A 15,380-nucleotide genomic window follows, 5' to 3' on the forward strand; every position below is an offset into this window, starting at 1 on the left:
GTTCCTCCCTATTCGTCTTCTTCGCCGAAGCCGAACTCGTCATCGATTGCATCCTGGCGCCAGTTCTGCACCCAGATGATGATGACAAAGGCCAGCAGAGAACCCTGGGCGATCATGTAGTAACCGAGTGGGAAGCCCAGGAACGTGTATTGATCCAGCGTCGAAACCATGGCTGGCACGACAAGCGCGAAGAATGCCCAGAGCGTCAGAACCACAATCGTCAGGTTTCTGGTCTTTGCCCAGTAGCGATCCCTCACATCATCTGCGTTATTAGCGGACATGCTGTCCTCCTCCCTAAAAACGTCAGCGACGAAAGTCGTTGGATGTCACCATTGCGGTTCTGTGGAATTGGAATCACAATGGAATGCCTCAAGCATTGGGCATCTCAAGTTCAATGAAAATCGAGACATTGGTCGTATGTAACGGGAAGCACGCAATGGGTGTTGAGTGGTCGAAAGGCATTTTATTCTTGCGGGAAGCCGCAGCACGCATGCGTTTCCGGCGTGAAAATACAGCGATCAATACTGTCGGGATCATGTGCGACTTTGTTTGCACACGTTCATCTTTCGTCGCACAGAAGAAGCTCTATGGATATCTGAAGGCGCGCATGGGCACGCGCTATCCATCCATGTTCGAGGATGATGTCTTTGTTGAATCCATCAACATCGCCAAGCTGCATGTATTTGCCGCCTGTCTCTCGGATCTGACGGTTCATGCCGTTGCCAGGGTGGCCTCTGGTGGCGCGCTGGAGGGGGAAGAGGCACGCACGCTGGCGCTTCATTGTCACGAGGCCGGACTTGCGGACAATGGCGGTGTGCTGCCCGATGCCGGTACGGTGGAGGCCTGGCGCAGCGCTTTCGTGAAGCGTATTGCGGATGTTCACTGGCAGAATGCGGCGCTGGCCGCAGATTGCTTTACCGAAAGCCCAAAGGCGCTTTTCAAATGGGCGCCGATCGCTGACGAACTCAAGCGGTATGACCGTGAGATCGTGGAGAACTCGATCCGCTTCGCCTTCGGTGAAGTGACGCGCTCGTTCCGCGAACGCGCAGAGCTTCCTGAACTGGCGCAGGACTGGCGGGCGCAGTCGGTCACTTGAGCACGCCGCAATAAAAAAGGGCCCCGTCCGAAGACGGAGCCCTGATCGCCCCAACAGTAGCGATCAAACGGAATAGTACATGTCGAACTCGACCGGGTGCGGCGTCATCTCGTAACGCAGCACTTCCGACATCTTCAGCTCGATATAGGCGTCGATCTGATCGTCGTCGAACACGCCGCCGGCCTTCAGGAAGCCGCGGTCCTTGTCGAGCGCCATGAGGGCTTCGCGCAGCGAACCGCAGACGGTCGGCACCTTCTTGAGCTCCTTCGGCGGCAGATCGTAGAGATCCTTGTCCATGGCCTGGCCGGGATGGATCTTGTTCTTGATGCCGTCGAGGCCGGCCATCAGCAGCGCTGCGAATGCGAGGTAGGGGTTTGCGCCCGGATCGGGGAAGCGAACCTCGACGCGCTTTGCCTTCGGCGAGGAGCCGAACGGAATGCGGCAGGATGCCGAACGGTTGCGCGCCGAATAGGCGAGCAGGACCGGGGCTTCAAAACCGGGCACCAGACGCTTGTAGGAGTTGGTGATCGGGTTGGTGAAGGCGTTGATCGCCTTGGCGTGCTTGATGACGCCGCCGATATAGTAGAGGCAGCTCTCGGACAGACCGGCATATTCATTGCCGGCAAAGGTCGGCTTGCCGTCTTTCCAGATCGACTGGTGGACGTGCATGCCCGATCCGTTGTCGCCATAGATCGGCTTCGGCATGAAGGTTGCGGTCTTGCCATAGGCATTGGCGACCTGGTGAACGCCGTATTTGAACTTCTGAACGCTGTCGGCGCTCTTCAGGAGCGTCTCGAACTTGATGCCGAGTTCGTGCTGCGCAGCACCCACCTCGTGGTGGTGCTTTTCAACGATCACGCCCATTTCGGACAGGACCGTGAGCATCTCGGAGCGCATGTCCTGTGCGGAGTCGATCGGCGGAACCGGGAAATAGCCGCCCTTCATGCGCGGACGGTGGCCCAGATTGCCGGTCTCGTAGTCGGCGTCGTCGTTGGACGGCAGTTCGCTGCAGTCGAGCTTGAAGCCGGTGTTGTAGGGATCGGCCTTGTACTTCACGTCGTCAAAGACGAAGAATTCCGGCTCCGGGCCCACATAGACGGTGTCGCCAAAGCCTTCGGCCTTGAGGAAGGCTTCTGCCTTCTTGGCGGTGCCGCGCGGGTCACGGTTGTAGGCCTCGCCGGAGATCGGGTCGAGAATGTCGCAGACGATGGCCATCGTGGACTGGGCGAAGAACGGGTCCATGTGCGCCGTGTCGGGCTCCGGCATCAGAACCATGTCGGACTCGTTGATCGCCTTCCAGCCGGCAATGGACGAGCCGTCGAACATGACGCCATCGGCGAACATGTCCTCATCCACGGCCGTGACATCCATCGTGACATGGTGAAGCTTGCCTCTTGGATCCGTGAAGCGAAGATCGACGAACTTTACGTCGTTTTCCTTGATCTGCTTCATGATGTCTTGTGCTGTGGTCATATTCGCTTTCCTGTTTGCGATGAGCTTGCCTGATGATCCGGACCGGGTCCGGGAACTGGTGGTTGGGGTCAGACTGCGTCTGCGCCGGTCTCGCCGGTGCGGATGCGGATGACCTCTTCAACATTGGTGACGAAGATCTTGCCGTCGCCGATGCGGCCTGTCTGGGCTGCCTTGCGGATCGCCTCGATGGCGGCGTCGACGGTTTCGTCCGGCAGGACGACCTCGATCTTCACCTTGGGGAGGAAGTCGACGACATATTCCGCCCCGCGATAGAGCTCGGTGTGGCCTTTCTGGCGTCCGAAACCCTTCGCCTCGATGACGGTGATGCCCTGAAGGCCGATTTCCTGAAGGGCCTCCTTCACCTCATCGAGCTTGAAGGGTTTGATGATCGCTTCGACCTTTTTCATGCCTCGGTGGCCTCCAAATGGGTTCGGGGACGGATGGTCCGCATCCCTTATTGCTCCGGTTCGGTTGAAGCACGAAACATGCCAACTCGTGACAGAGCCTTGCATGTTGCGTGCCAAACGCTGCATTCTGCGTCTTGAGAATTGGCGCGACGCGGTTTTCTCCGGCTTTGGCATGCTAGGCGAGCGCCCCCGGATAGCAAGATGGGAACCATGCGGTGCGGTTCGCAGTTTGAGACTTGCTTAAAAAATATGCAATGAGCCGAAGAAAGCGGCAGCTTGTTATGCGTATGGTTGTTCTGACACCTGAAGAAATGGGCAATGTGGATCGCGCGGCCATCGCAGCCGGCCCTCATGACGGGTACGGGCTGATGCGCAATGCCGGCGCGGCGGTGGCTGATCTTATCCTCGAGCGGTTTTCCGGCGCTGCTGGCGTCGCGGTTCTCTGCGGACCGGGCAACAATGGCGGTGACGGCTATGTCATTGCGCGGCTTCTGGCCGAGCGCGGCGTCAATGTTCGCCTGTTCGCCGATGCTGCGCCGCGGGAAGACAGCGATGCCGCCAGGGCGCGCGAGGACTGTTTTGTAACGCCCGAGGCTTTGGCCGATTTTCGCCCCGAGGCCGGCTGGCTGGTGGTTGACGCGCTCTATGGCGCCGGGCTTTCAAAGCCAATCGCGGGCATCGAGGCCGAACTCATCGAGCGGGTTGCGGCTGCGGGCGTCCCGGTGGTTGCCGTCGATCTTCCGTCCGGTCTTTCGGGTCTCACGGGCAAGCCCCTCGGCAGCTGCTTCAATGCGGACCTGACCGTCACGTTTTTCCGCAAAAAGCCGGGGCATCTGCTCATGCCCGGTCGACGCCTGTGTGGCGAGCTGGTCGTGGTCGATATCGGCATTGCCGAGACGGCGCTTGCATCAATGGATATCGCCCTTTGGGAAAATGGTCCGGCGCTCTGGCGTGACAGCGTGCCGGCGGTGGAGATCGATGCGCATAAATATGTGCGTGGTCATGTGGCGGTTGTTTCGGGCGGTGGCGCATCCACTGGTGCAGCGCGGCTTGCCGCGCGTGGCGCGGCGCGCGCAGGGGCAGGGGCCGTGACGGTGCTTTCGCCTGCAAACGCCCTGTCGGTGAACGCGATGCACCTGACCTCAATCATGCTGCGCAAGGCGGAGGCAGTGGATGAACTCATCGCCTTCCTCGATGAGCGAAAACCGACAGCCGCTGTTCTCGGCCCGGCAGCCGGCACAGGCGAGCGCACGCGCAGCTTCGCGCTGGGTTTTCTGGAGCACGATGAAGGGCTGAAAGGGCTGGTGCTGGATGCCGACGCCATCACCGCCTTTGCCGATGCGCCCGATACGCTCTTCGAGCAAGTGAGAAGCTCCGCCTTAGCGACCGTGCTGACGCCGCATGACGGTGAATTCGCGCGCCTCTTCGGCGACCTTGCGGCTGACGCTTCCATGTCGAAGGTGGAGCGTGCGCGCGCAGCGGCAGAGCGCTCCGGAGCGGTGATCATTCTGAAGGGGGCGGATACGGTCGTGGCCTGCCCGGACGGGCGCGCGGCCATCAACACCAATGGATCGCGTTTCCTGGCGACGGCGGGCTCTGGCGATGTTCTGTGCGGGATTGTGGCCAGCCTTCTGGCGCAGGGCATGCCGGTCTTCGAGGCGGCATCGGCCGGCGTGTGGCTGCATGCAGAGGCTGGCGGGATGTTTGGCCGGGGCCTGATTGCGGAAGACCTACCCGAGATGCTTCCGCATGTCTTCCAGGCGCTCCTCCCGGACGATGTTGGCTGAACCGACGCCGAGCTTGAAAAGAGCGCGCATTCTGGATGCCGGATGGCATCGGAGCCGGGGCATGCCTGAAGCCGCCCCGGATAGTCTTAAACTCAGTAGCGGCGCATCAGGCCGACGAGGCGACCCTGCACCTTGACGCGGTCGGGGCCGAAGATACGGGTTTCGTAAGCCGGATTGGCGGCTTCAAGGGCAATCGATGCGCCCTTGCGGCGGAAACGCTTCAGCGTTGCCTCTTCCTGATCCACCAGCGCCACGACGATCTCGCCGGGATTGGCGGTCTGCGTCTCGCGGATGATCACCGTGTCGCCATCGAAAATGCCCGCATCGATCATCGAGTCGCCCTTGACCTCAAGCGCGTAGTGATCGCCACCGGTAAGCATGTCCGGCGGAACCGCGATGGAATGGGTCTGGTGCTGAATGGCGTCGATGGGGACACCGGCAGCGATGCGGCCCATGACAGGTACGGAAACGACGCCGGAAAGCGCGTCATCATTGCTGGCGGCAGGCTTGGAGGCCGCTGGCGCGGGCGTCTTGCCGAGGCTGCCCTCGATGACGCTTGGCGAAAAGCCGCGCGCGCCGGAATTGAGGCCCGGCGCGATGGAATCGGGAAGCCGCAGAACCTCCAGCGCACGCGCCCTGTTCGGGAGCCGGCGAATGAAGCCGCGCTCCTCCAGAGCCGTGATCAGCCGGTGAATGCCGGACTTGGAGGCGAGGTCGAGCGCCTCCTTCATTTCATCGAAGGAGGGCGGGATTCCGGTCTCCTTCAGTCGTTCATGGATGAACAGAAGAAGTTCGTGCTGCTTGCGGGTCAGCATGGGCGCCACCGAGAATCAGTTAAAAACAAAACCAGAACATACTCTATATGTTCCAGTTGTGTTCCGCAACCGTCCGGTTGCAGCGCCTATGGCGCAGCGAAAAGCGCCTTGGCTCCGTCTGCCACGAACTGGACCGCGAGGGCTGCCAGAATGACGCCCAGGAGGCGCGTCAGGATGGAGCGTCCCGTTTCGCCCAGAAAGCGGTCCACGCGCTCCGCCAGCGTGAAAACGGCATAGGTGAGGAGGATCGTTCCAAGCAGGATGCCGAGCAGCGCGATGGTGCCAAGAATCGAATTGAACTCGCCCGAAAGAAGCACGGTCGCCGAGATGGCGCCGGGACCCGCGATCAGCGGAATGGCCAGCGGGAAGGCGGCGATGTTGCGGATCATGTCGCGCGTGATCGCGCGCTCGGCGCTCTTTTCGTGGCGCTCCTGGCGGCGCTCGAAGATCATCTCGAAGGCGATGAAGAACAGAAGCAGGCCGCCTGCCACGCGGAAGGCGGGAAGCGTGATGCCGAACACGGCCAGAATGGCGCTGCCAGCGACGCCGAACAGGGCCAGAACGGCGAATCCGATGATGGCTGCGCGCACGGCCACCTGATTGCGCTCCGAGCGGTTCATGCCCGCTGTCAGCGCCAGAAAGAGCGGCGCAAGCCCTGGCGGATCGACGGTTACCAGCAATGTGACGAAGGCGTTGAAAACGGTATCGTAACCAGGCATCGGGTTCTCCTTGCGGCCTCTCTAGCCCAGCTTGGATGCGAGGGAAAAGCCCTCATTCTTCACGCAGGCTCGCTTCCTGCGGCAATTTGTCAAGGCGCTCATCCCCAGGAGGTTCGTATGCGCCTGAAATTGCGTTGGATTTCCGTCATCAAAAACGGATGCTCAATTGGAGAATCGCTGACGGCTCATATATAAAGAGTATGTGATTCCTCATTAAGAATGTGACACGTTTTGACTGACCAGACGACGCCGAACGGATCGGGCGAGCCCGACGAAATCGAGCCGATTTCCATTGTCGAGGAGATGCAGCGCTCTTATCTCGATTATGCGATGAGCGTGATCGTGAGCCGCGCCCTGCCGGATGCACGCGATGGTCTGAAGCCGGTGCATCGGCGCATTCTCTATGCATCCCATGAGAGCGGTTACCACTGGAACCGCAAATATGTGAAATCGGCCCGCCCCGTTGCCGACGTGATGGGTAAATACCACCCGCACGGCGATGCCGCCATCTACGACGCCTTGGTGCGTATGGCGCAGAACTGGTCCATGCGCCTGCCGCTGGTCGACGGGCAGGGCAATTTCGGCTCCATCGACGGCGATCCGCCAGCGGCAATGCGTTACACCGAGTCGCGTCTCACCAAGGGTGCGCATGAGCTTCTGGAAGACATCGACAAGGACACGGTCGATTTTCAGGACACCTATGACGGCTCCTCCAGCGAGCCGCGCGTGCTTCCGGCGCGCTATCCGAACCTTCTGGTCAATGGTTCGGGTGGCATCGCCGTCGGCATGGCGACGAACATTCCGCCGCACAATCTGGTCGAAGTCATCAATGGCTGCGTGGCGCTGATCGAGAACCCCGCACTCGGCCTGTCGCAGTTGCAGGAGATCATTCCCGGTCCCGATTTCCCGACCGGCGGCCTGATTCTCGGCCGTTCGGGCATTCGCAGCGCCTATGAGACGGGCCGCGGCTCGATCCTCATGCGCGGCAAGGTCTCGATCGAGCCGGCGCGCAATGATCGCGAAGCGATCATCATCACCGAAGTTCCCTATCAGGTGAACAAGGCGTCGATGATCGAAAAGATGGCCGAGCTGGTCCGCGACAAGCGCATTGAAGGCATTTCCGACATTCGCGACGAGAGTGACCGTCAGGGTTACCGCGTCGTGGTCGAGCTGAAGCGCGACGCCGTTGCCGATGTGGTGCTGAACCAGCTTTACCGCTTCACGCCGCTTCAGACCTCCTTTGGCGCCAACATGGTGGCGCTCAACGGCGGCAAGCCGGAACAGATGAACCTGCTTGATCTGCTCCAGGCCTTTGTCTACTTCCGCGAGGAAGTGGTCAGCCGGCGCACCAAGTACCTGCTGCGCAAGGCGCGCGAGCGCGCGCACGTCCTCGTTGGCCTGGCGATTGCCGTTGCCAATATCGACGAGGTGATCAAGCTCATCCGTCACGCGCCCGATCCGCAGACCGCGCGCGAGCAGTTGATGGAGCGCCGCTGGCCGGCCTCCGATGTGGAAGCGCTGATCCTGCTGATCGATGATCCGCGTCACCGCATCAATGAGGATGGCACCTACAATCTGTCCGAAGAACAGGCGCGTTCGATCCTCGAGCTGCGTCTCCAGCGCCTCACCGCGCTCGGACGCGACGAGATCGCCGACGAATTGAACAAGATCGGTGTGGAGATCGCGGATTTCCTCGAGATTCTGTCTTCGCGCGCCCGCATTCAGCAGATCGTCAAGGACGAGCTCATCGGCGTGCGCGACGAGTTCGGCACGCCGCGCCGCACCGAGATCACCGAAGGTGGCGCAGATCTCGACGATGAGGATCTGATCCAGCGTGAGGACATGGTCGTCACGGTCACGCGCAAGGGCTATATCAAGCGCGTGCCGCTTTCGATCTACCGGGCGCAGGCGCGTGGCGGCAAGGGCCGCTCGGGCATGTCGACCAAGGACGAGGATTTCGTCACACAGCTCTTCGTCGCCAACACCCACACGCCGATCCTGTTCTTCTCCTCGCGTGGCATTGTCTACAAGGAGAAGGTCTGGCGTCTGCCGGTCGGTACGCCGCAATCGGTTGGCAAGTTCCTGCGCAACATGCTGCCGCTCGAAGAGGGCGAGAGCATCACCACGATCATGCCGCTTCCGGAGGATGAAGAGAGCTGGGGCGCGCTGGACGTCATGTTCGCCACCACGCGCGGCACGGTGCGGCGCAACAAGCTGTCGGATTTCGTTCAGGTCAACCGCAATGGCAAGATCGCCATGAAGCTGGATGATCCGAGCGACGAGATCCTCGGCGTCTTCACCTGTACCGAAGACGACGACGTTCTGCTGACGGCGGCTTCGGGGCAGTGCATCCGCTTCTGCGTCACCGATGTACGCGTCTTCGCCGGGCGCAACTCGATCGGCGTGCGCGGCATCAATCTGGCCGAGGGCGACCGGGTCATCTCCATGGCCATTCTGGCCCATGTGGAGGCAAGCCCGGCCGAACGCGCTGCCTATCTCAAGCAGGCCGCCGCCGAGCGGCGTCAGGCTTCGGGTGAAGAAGAGGAAGTGGCGCTCACCAACGAGGATGTCGGTGAGGAGGAAAGCCTGTCCACGGAGCGCTTCGAAGAGCTTCAGGCGCGCGAGCAGATGGTGCTGACCGTCAGCGAGTTCGGCTATGGCAAGCGCTCGTCCAGCTACGACTTCCGTGTCACCGGACGTGGCGGCAAGGGCATTCGCGCCACCGATGTCTCCAAAACCGGCGAGATCGGTCCGCTCATCGCGGCGTTCCCGGTCGAGCAGGAAGACCAGATCATGCTGGTTTCCAATGCCGGTCAGGTCATCCGCGTTCCGGTCGGTGGCATCCGCATCGCAAGCCGCGCCACCAAGGGCGTGACCATCTTCAACACGGCCAAGGGCGAGAAGGTGGTTTCGGTTGAGCGTATTTCCGATACGCAGGCCGAAGAAGAAGAGATGGAAGCGCTGGACGGAGAAGCCGCAGCCGAGGCGGGGGATGCTCCTGCCGCCAACGCGGATACGCCCGACAATGGCGCTGACACTGGTGCCGACAATGGCGCTGGCGAAGACGGTGCTTCTGGCGGCGAGGGCGCTGCCGAATAATCGGCAGCCTTCTTCCAAACGTAAGGGGCAGGGATCCGTTCCTGCCCTTTAACGCAGGCGGCTATGACCCGTGTTGCGGCCCGTGTTGCGCACGCGGTTTTCCAGCTTGATGCGGTTGGCCTCTTCATGAAGGCCGACCGCCGTTGCGATCAGCATGGCGACGGTCATTGCGGCAGCGAGCGTAAAGATAAGCATGGCTTGTCTCCTTTGGCCTGTTAACGAAGAGAGACGCCATTTGGTTTCATGGCTGGCGCTCTCCCTGCCATTGGTGTCCTGACTAGCCCAACTGGTTCGAACCGTTCTTGAATGGGGCGTTCATGCCTCGTTCATGCGCTCTGCGGCCTTGTGCCCGACGGGGCTGCCCTGGCGTGATTGCTGAATTGCCATCGCCCGGCAAGACGGATAAAAGCACGCCATGACCGAACGAACAGCCTTTTATGCCGGGTCTTTCGATCCACTGACAAATGGCCACCTGGATGTGCTCAAGGGCGCGCTCACGGTATCTGACCGCATTGTCGTCGGGATCGGCCTTCACCCGGGCAAGAAGCCGCTTTTTTCCTACGAGGAGCGCGTCGCATTGATCCAGCGCTCTGCGCTGGCCGAGCTTGGTGACGATGCCGGGCGCATCGAGGTTGTCGCGTTTGACGGGCTGGTCATCGATGCGGCGCGCGAGCATGGCGCATCGATCATGATCCGCGGCCTGCGCGATGGCACCGATCTTGATTATGAAATGCAGATGGCGGGCATGAATGAAACCATGGCGCCCGACCTGCAGACTGTTTTTTTGCCGGCAAGTCCTTCCGTGCGCACAATTACCGCCACACTTGTACGGCAGATCGCTTCCATGGGCGGAAATATAGCGCCATTCGTTCCTTCCGTTGTTCTGGAAGCGCTCAAAGCCAAATTCCCCGCCTGAAACCAAAAGGAGAGTTTCATGCAGCTTCGCAAGCTTGCCTCGTCTGCGCTCGTGGCCGGTGCACTCATGATCGGTCTTGGCGTTGCTACTGCAGCCGAACCCGAAAACACGGTGATTCTCACGCTCAAGAACGGCGATGTCACCATCGGACTGCGGCCTGACCTGGCTCCCAAGCATGTCGAACAGATCAAGGCTCTGGTGGCCGAAGGCGCTTACGACAATGTCGCGTTCCACCGCGTGATCGATGGCTTCATGGCGCAGACCGGCGATGTCCAGTTCGGCGATGTGGAAGATGGTTTCGATGCGCGTCTGGTTGGCACCGGCGGTTCGGAAAAGCCCGATCTTCCCGCTGAGTTCTCCGATGCAGACTTTGCGCGCGGCACGGTCGGCATGGCCCGCTCGCAGGATCCGAATTCCGCAAATTCCCAGTTCTTCATCATGTTTGCCCCCGCCTCGCACCTCAACGGCCAATATACCGTGATCGGCGAGGTCGAATCGGGCATGGAGCTGGTCGACAAGATCAAGAAGGGTGATTCCGCAAGAAACGGCATGGTGCAGAACCCGGACAAGGTTCTGAAAGCACGCATGGCGAGCGACAGCGCGAATTAAAGCGGTTCCAGGAAAAGCGGGAACATTTTTCCGTCCGGAACTGCGCAAAACCAATGCATTAGAGCGTTTTCCCGATTCACCGAAAAGCGCAAACGCTCTAACCGCGTCGATACAAGAAAGGTACAAAAATGGCTGATATCAAGGATCCGGAAAACGCGATCGTGATGGAGACGACCAAGGGCAAGGTCGTGATCCAACTCTTCCCGGACGTTGCGCCCGAGCATGTGAAGCGCATCAAGGAACTGGCCCGTGAGAACTTCTACGATGGCATCGTGTTCCACCGCGTGATCGACGGTTTCATGGCGCAGACCGGCGACCCGACGGGCACCGGCATGGGCGGTTCCGACAAGCCGGACCTCAAGGCCGAATTCTCCAACACGGCGCATGAGCGCGGCACCTGCTCGATGGCCCGTTCGCAGAACCCGAATTCCGCCAACTCGCAGTTCTTCATCTGCTTCGACAAGGCTCCGTGGCTTGACCGTCAGTACTCGGCCTGGGGCCAGGTGGTCGAAGGCATGGACAGCATCGACAAGATCAAGCGCGGTGAGCCGGTTTCGGAGCCCGATTCCATCATCACCATGCGTGTTGCGGCTGACGTCGCTTAAATTCCTGACACCGGGCGGCAGTCGCCGCCCGGTCTCTTTCCGGCCTTACCTGCCATGCGCGTAGATATTTTCGATTTCGATCTCCCCGAAGAGCGCATTGCGCTGCGGCCTGTCAGTCCGCGCGATTGCGCGCGCATGCTTCTGGTTCGCGATGACACGCTTGAAGATCGCGTGGTCCGCGACCTGCCGTCGCTGCTTCAGCCCGGCGACGCACTCGTTTTCAATGATACCAAGGTCATTCCGGCCCGGCTTTCCGGCATCCGCCGCCGTGGCGAGGCTCAGGCCCGCATCGAGGCCACGCTGCATATGCGCGAAGGCCCGGACCGCTGGCGCGCCTTCCTGAAACCCGCAAAGCGGGTGAAGCAGGGCGAACGCATCCAGTTCGGCCATGATGGCGAAAGCTGCTTTCTGGGAACGCTGGAAGCAACCGTCGCCGAAAAGGGCGAGGGCGGCGAAGCCCTGCTGGTGTTCGACTTTTCCGGTCCGGTTCTGGATGAGGCGATTGCGGCTGCGGGCCACATGCCCCTGCCGCCCTACATTGCCGGAAAGCGCGCCGAAGATGCGCGCGACGATACCGATTATCAGACGGTTTACGCCCGCGAGGAAGGTGCGGTGGCTGCGCCCACGGCCGGGCTCCACTTCACGCCGGAACTCATGCAGGCGCTGGATGCGGCCGGCATTGAGCGGCACTTCGTGACGCTGCATGTGGGGGCGGGCACCTTTCTGCCCGTGAAGGTCGACGATACGGACGACCACAAGATGCATTTTGAGCGTGGCGAGGTGAGCGCGCAGACCGCTGCCGCGCTGAACGCCGTGCGGGCGCGGGGTGGCAGGATCGTCTCGGTCGGCACCACATCGCTCAGGCTTCTGGAAAGTGCGGCGCAACGAACGGGCGCGCTTGAAGCCTGGTCCGGCGCGACCGACATCTTCATCACGCCCGGCTATCGCTTCCGCACCGTCGATGTGCTGATGACGAATTTTCACCTGCCGCGCTCGACGCTGTTCATGCTGGTTTCGGCCTTCTGCGGCACGGAACGCATGAAGCGCGCCTATGAGCACGCGATCAGCAATGAGTACCGCTTTTATTCCTATGGCGATTCCAGCCTGCTTTTCAGGGATGACCAACCGTGAGTGACCGGTTCACCTTTCGCCTTCTCGCTTCGGACGGAAAGGCCCGCCGTGGCGAGATCACCATGCCGCGCGGCACGATCCGCACACCGGCTTTCATGCCGGTGGGAACGGCGGGCACCGTCAAGGCCATGTATATGGACCAGGTGCGCGATCTGGGGGCCGACATCATCCTCGGCAACACCTATCACCTGATGCTTCGGCCGGGTGCGGAGCGCATGGCGCGGCTGGGCGGACTGCACGAATTCGCGCGCTGGCCCTATCCGATCCTCACGGATTCGGGCGGATTTCAGGTGATGTCGCTGTCGGAACTGCGCAAGATCACCGAGAAGGGCGTCACCTTCCGCTCGCATGTGGACGGCCAGGTGTTCGAGATGCCGCCGGAGCGCTCCATCGAAATTCAGGGGCTGCTCGGATCCGATATCCAGATGCAGCTCGACGAATGCGTTGCGCTGCCGGCGGAAGAAAAAGAGATCGAGCGCGCGATGGAGCTTTCGCTGCGCTGGGCCGAGCGTTGCAAGACCGCCTTTGGCGATCAGCCGGGCAAGGCCATGTTCGGCATCGTGCAGGGCGGCGACAAACCGCATCTGCGCGAGCGTTCCGCTGCCGCACTCGCTGCGATGGACCTGAAGGGCTATGCCGTTGGCGGTCTGGCCGTCGGCGAGCCGCAGGCGGTGATGCTTGAGATGCTGGAAGCCACTTGCCCTGTTCTGCCGGTCGAAAAGCCGCGCTATCTCATGGGCGTCGGCACGCCTGACGACATTCTTAAATCGGTGGCGCGCGGGATAGACATGTTCGACTGCGTGATGCCGACGCGCGCCGGCCGGCACGGCCTTGCCTACACGCGCCGGGGCAAGATTAATCTGAAGAATGCCCGCCATGCGGAAGATCTGCGCCCGCTGGATGAAGAGAGCGATTGCCCGGCAGCCCGTGATTATTCGCGCGCCTATCTGCATCATCTGGTGAAGTCGGGCGAGTCGCTCGCAGGCATGCTTCTGACTTGGAACAATCTCGCCTATTACCAGTCTCTGATGCAGGATATTCGCGACGCCATCGAGGCCGGCCGCTTTGCCGAGCGCGCTGCCGAAATCACCGCTGCCTGGGAAAAAGGCGACCTGCCGCCGCTCTGATCGGCTACGCTGCGATCATTGCTCAAGAGATCGGCGCAGTGCCCGGATCATGCGCAGAACGCGCCCAATCCGGGCGCGTTTTCGGTAAGTTATAGAAACGACTTGCTTTTTGGCTGTATCCCCGTTGAAATGCTCGTGAGAGGAGCATTTCTTGACACCATTCGACGAGATGCGCCTGGGGGGCCAGGCACGAGATCCCTACGAAGATTATCAGCGCTGGTTCGACCGGCAGGATCCCAAACGCCTCAAGAAGAAGGCCGACGACGCGGAGCGTGTGTTTCGCAGAACGGGCATCACCTTCGCGGTCTATGGCGAGCAGGAAGCGGCTGAGCGTCTCATTCCCTTCGACATCGTTCCGCGCATCATTTCCGGCAAGGAGTGGCGCAGGCTCGTTCAGGGCATTGAGCAGCGGGTTCAGGCGCTCAACGCCTTTCTGGAAGACATCTATCACCGGCAGGAAATCCTGCGGGCAGGGCGCCTTCCCAGGGAGATCATATCCAACAATGAGGCCTTCCTGCCCGAGATGATCGGCGTGCGGCCGCCGGGTGGCGTCTACACGCACATCACCGGTGTCGATATCGTGCGCACCGGCGAGAACGATTTCTTCGTTCTGGAGGACAATGCCCGCACACCGTCGGGCGTCTCCTACATGCTGGAGAACCGCGAAACGATGATGCAGCTCTTTCCGGAGCTGTTTCAGCAGGTGAAGGTGCTGCCGGTGGAGCATTACCCCCGGCTCCTGCGCCAGTCGCTCAATGCGGTGAAGCCGCAGAACTGCGAAGGCGCGCCGACGGTGGCCGTTCTCACGCCGGGCAGCTTCAACTCCGCCTATTTCGAACACGCTTTTCTGGCCGACCAGATGGGCGTGGAGCTGGTCGAAGGGCCGGATCTGCGGGTGGTGGACGGGCACGTCGCCATGCGCACCACACAGGGCTACAAGCGTATCGACGTCCTCTATCGGCGCATCGATGACGACTATCTCGACCCGCTGACCTTCCGGTCCGATTCCGTGCTGGGCGTGCCGGGCATCATGGATGTCTACCGCGCCGGCAACATCACCATCGCCAACGCGCCCGGAACCGGCATTTCCGATGACAAGGCGATCTATTCCTACATGCCGGAAATCGTCGAGTTCTACACGGGCAGCAAGGCCATCCTGCCCAATGTGCCCACCTGGCGCTGCTCGGAGCCCGACAGTCTTGCCTATGTGCTCGACCATCTGGACGAACTGGTGGTGAAGGAGGTGCACGGCTCGGGCGGTTACGGCATGCTTGTGGGTCCCGCAGCCTCGAAGAAGGAGCTTTCGGCCTTCGCCGCAAAGCTCAGGGCGCGGCCGAAGAACTATATCGCACAACCGACGCTTTCGCTTTCCACCTGCCCGATCATGACCGGCAAGGGGCTGGCGCCGCGGCATGTCGATCTGCGCCCCTTCGTTCTGGTCTCCGACCGCATCCGCATCGTGCCGGGCGGGCTGACACGGGTGGCGCTCAAGAAGGGATCTCTGGTGGTGAATTCCTCACAGGGCGGCGGCACCAAGGACACATGGGTGCTCGATGATTAAGGGCTGCGCGATGAGTGGAAGGAGCAAGGGCTGAC

General features: G+C 61.2%; 15 protein-coding genes. 9 read left to right on the plus strand and 6 right to left on the minus strand.

Translation table 11 applies throughout. The features are described 5' to 3' along the window. Positions 1 to 8: 8 nt before the first annotated feature. A complete protein-coding gene (locus JYP46_RS05665; protein WP_113155266.1) occupies positions 9 to 281 on the minus strand; it encodes a DUF4212 domain-containing protein in 273 nt (90 codons plus the stop codon). A 38-nt stretch (positions 282 to 319) separates the two neighbouring features. Here JYP46_RS05665 and JYP46_RS05670 point away from each other — a divergent pair, with 38 nt between their 5' ends. Then, the gene (locus JYP46_RS05670; RefSeq protein WP_222473926.1) at positions 320 to 1,096 is read left to right on the plus strand and encodes a hypothetical protein; all 777 of its coding nucleotides are present in this window, start codon (positions 320 to 322) and stop codon (positions 1,094 to 1,096) included. Positions 1,097 to 1,159: 63 nt separating this feature from the next. Here the strand turns inward: JYP46_RS05670 and glnA are convergent, their stop codons facing one another. Further along, complete coding sequence (gene glnA, locus JYP46_RS05675; protein WP_113155264.1) at positions 1,160 to 2,569, minus strand: type I glutamate--ammonia ligase; 1,410 nt, start codon at positions 2,567 to 2,569, stop codon at positions 1,160 to 1,162. Between the two features lie 68 nt (positions 2,570 to 2,637). Next, a complete protein-coding gene (locus JYP46_RS05680) occupies positions 2,638 to 2,976 on the minus strand; it encodes a P-II family nitrogen regulator (protein ID WP_007009552.1) in 339 nt (112 codons plus the stop codon). 281 nt (positions 2,977 to 3,257) lie between these two features. Here JYP46_RS05680 and JYP46_RS05685 point away from each other — a divergent pair, with 281 nt between their 5' ends. Continuing rightward, the gene (locus tag JYP46_RS05685; RefSeq protein ID WP_206547516.1) at positions 3,258 to 4,763 is read left to right on the plus strand and encodes an NAD(P)H-hydrate dehydratase; all 1,506 of its coding nucleotides are present in this window, start codon (positions 3,258 to 3,260) and stop codon (positions 4,761 to 4,763) included. Between the two features lie 92 nt (positions 4,764 to 4,855). Here the strand turns inward: JYP46_RS05685 and lexA are convergent, their stop codons facing one another. Further along, positions 4,856 to 5,578 (minus strand): transcriptional repressor LexA, encoded by a 723-nt coding sequence (gene lexA, locus JYP46_RS05690; RefSeq protein ID WP_206547517.1) that lies wholly within the window; start codon positions 5,576 to 5,578, stop codon positions 4,856 to 4,858. Positions 5,579 to 5,664: 86 nt separating this feature from the next. Continuing rightward, positions 5,665 to 6,297 carry a MarC family protein gene (locus JYP46_RS05695; RefSeq protein ID WP_206547518.1) on the minus strand — a complete coding sequence of 211 codons (633 nt, stop codon included), beginning with the start codon at positions 6,295 to 6,297 and terminating at the stop codon, positions 5,665 to 5,667. Positions 6,298 to 6,528: 231 nt separating this feature from the next. Between JYP46_RS05695 and gyrA the strand changes: the two genes are divergently transcribed. Next, positions 6,529 to 9,396, plus strand: coding sequence for a DNA gyrase subunit A (gyrA, locus tag JYP46_RS05700; RefSeq protein ID WP_206547519.1), 2,868 nt, complete (start codon positions 6,529 to 6,531; stop codon positions 9,394 to 9,396). 48 nt (positions 9,397 to 9,444) lie between these two features. Here gyrA and JYP46_RS05705 read toward each other — a convergent pair whose 3' ends face one another. After that, positions 9,445 to 9,591, minus strand: a complete 147-nt coding sequence (locus tag JYP46_RS05705) for a hypothetical protein (protein ID WP_206545237.1) — start codon at positions 9,589 to 9,591, stop codon at positions 9,445 to 9,447. Between the two features lie 220 nt (positions 9,592 to 9,811). Between JYP46_RS05705 and coaD the strand changes: the two genes are divergently transcribed. The 6 genes from coaD (at position 9,812) to JYP46_RS05735 (ending at position 15,345) form a co-directional block, all read left to right on the plus strand. Continuing rightward, entirely contained in the window at positions 9,812 to 10,312 is a 501-nt protein-coding gene (gene coaD, locus JYP46_RS05710; RefSeq protein WP_113155259.1) for a pantetheine-phosphate adenylyltransferase, read from the plus strand. Positions 10,313 to 10,330: 18 nt separating this feature from the next. Further along, on the plus strand, positions 10,331 to 10,921 hold the full coding sequence (locus JYP46_RS05715) for a peptidylprolyl isomerase (RefSeq protein WP_206545238.1): 591 nt from the start codon (positions 10,331 to 10,333) through the stop codon (positions 10,919 to 10,921). 128 nt (positions 10,922 to 11,049) lie between these two features. Next, positions 11,050 to 11,526 (plus strand): peptidylprolyl isomerase, encoded by a 477-nt coding sequence (locus tag JYP46_RS05720; protein WP_113155257.1) that lies wholly within the window; start codon positions 11,050 to 11,052, stop codon positions 11,524 to 11,526. A gap of 54 nt (positions 11,527 to 11,580) precedes the next feature. Next, a complete protein-coding gene (gene queA, locus JYP46_RS05725; protein WP_206545239.1) occupies positions 11,581 to 12,657 on the plus strand; it encodes a tRNA preQ1(34) S-adenosylmethionine ribosyltransferase-isomerase QueA in 1,077 nt (358 codons plus the stop codon). Continuing rightward, positions 12,654 to 13,784 (plus strand): tRNA guanosine(34) transglycosylase Tgt, encoded by a 1,131-nt coding sequence (gene tgt, locus JYP46_RS05730; protein ID WP_113155255.1) that lies wholly within the window; start codon positions 12,654 to 12,656, stop codon positions 13,782 to 13,784. The genes queA and tgt overlap by 4 nt, the downstream gene beginning before the upstream one ends. 151 nt (positions 13,785 to 13,935) lie before the next feature. Further along, positions 13,936 to 15,345: a circularly permuted type 2 ATP-grasp protein gene (locus JYP46_RS05735; RefSeq protein ID WP_206547520.1), complete on the plus strand. Its 1,410-nt coding sequence runs from the start codon at positions 13,936 to 13,938 to the stop codon at positions 15,343 to 15,345. Positions 15,346 to 15,380 lie beyond the last annotated feature (35 nt).

Source organism: Nitratireductor aquimarinus (assembly GCF_017255295.1).
Taxonomy (GTDB): Bacteria; Pseudomonadota; Alphaproteobacteria; order Rhizobiales; family Rhizobiaceae; genus Nitratireductor; species Nitratireductor aquimarinus.